This window comes from Mesorhizobium sp. WSM4840 (assembly GCF_055811755.1).
Genome location: NZ_JBVVQD010000096.1, coordinates 1 through 1,298, shown reverse-complemented (window position 1 = coordinate 1,298; position 1,298 = coordinate 1). Strand labels below are relative to the sequence as shown.

At 68.2% G+C, this 1,298-nt stretch carries 1 protein-coding gene; it reads right to left on the bottom strand.

The window, feature by feature from the left end:
- Nucleotides 1–295: 295 nt before the first annotated feature.
- The coding region (locus tag AC0L3I_RS36830; protein ID WP_473530217.1) for an IS91 family transposase at nucleotides 296–1,298 on the bottom strand (1,003 nt) is incomplete at its 5' end.

Below are 1,298 nucleotides of genomic sequence, written 5' to 3'. Positions count from 1 at the left end.
AAGAGTTTCGGGCGCCGGCAGGCGTACGAAAGTCCCCGAGGAAGGAACCCGCGGGCCACGGCCGATGGCTATGGAGATTTCGATTTTCGGCTGGTGTCGGGGATGGTGCGACCGCCGCCGGGAAGCGGCGGGATTGATGCACACGGACCGCCTTGTCTTCCGGCCATGCGGCATCGTCGGCTCGGTGCGCGGTCGGACGCAGCCCTGTCGACGCCGATGGTCACCATGGACGCGCGTGGGTTCGTTGCCGGAGGCTGAGTGCCTGTGGCTGAAGGCTGGACTTCGCCATGCCGGGTCATGGGGCGTTCTCCCGGTTCGTCGCCGTTTTGCCTGGCGGTCCGCGCGGCTGCCTCCACCGTTCGAACACCTCGATGACGATCATGCGTCCGCCGCAGCATGGGCACGGCGGGCGGAAGTCGTCCGGTTCGGCCGATGGATCGTTCGTGGCGGGAGGCGCGGTCGCGAGCAGTTCGCGCGCGAGTGCGAGGCTGGCCTTGCGGGCGGAGCTGGCGAGCAAGCCGTAATGGCGGATGCGATGGAAGCCACGCGGCAGGACATGGAGCAGGAATCGGCGGATGAACTCGTCGGTCGCGAGCGTCATGGCCTGCTGGCGGTCCGCGCCGTTGAGACGATAGTCCTTGTAGCGGAAGGTGACGTCGCTCTCGTCGAGGCGGATGATGCGTCGGTTCGAGATGGCGACCCGGTGCGTGTAGCGCGACAGATAGGCGAGCACCGCTTCCGGCCCGGCGAAGGGCGCCTTGGCGTAGACCACCCAGCGCTTGTTCCGGATCGGCGACAGGTGCCGCAGGAAGGCCTGCCGCTCGACGAGACGAGCAAGGGTGCCGAAGAAGGCGAGCTGGCCGGCGTCGTGGAGGGCGATCAGCCGGGTGAGGAACAGGCGGCGAAACAACTTGCCGAGTACCCTGACCGGGAGCAGGAAGGCCGGCCGCGACGATATCCAGCGGCTCCCGTCCGGCGCGATGCCGCCGCCCGGCACGATCATGTGGACATGGGGATGGTGGGTCATCGCCGATCCCCATGTGTGGAGCACGGCGGTGATGCCGATGCGCGCGCCGAGATGCCTGGGATCGGCCGCGATCGTCAGCATCGTCTCCGATGCCGCCTTGAACAGCAGGTCGTAGACCAGCGCCTTGTTGTGGAAGGCGATGTCGGCGACCTCGGCCGGCAGCGTGAACACGACGTGGAAGTAGCCGACCGGCAGCAGGTCGGCCTCCCGCTCGGCAAGCCATGTCCGCGCGGCCGCGCCCTGGCACTTCGGACAGTGCCGGTTGCGGCAG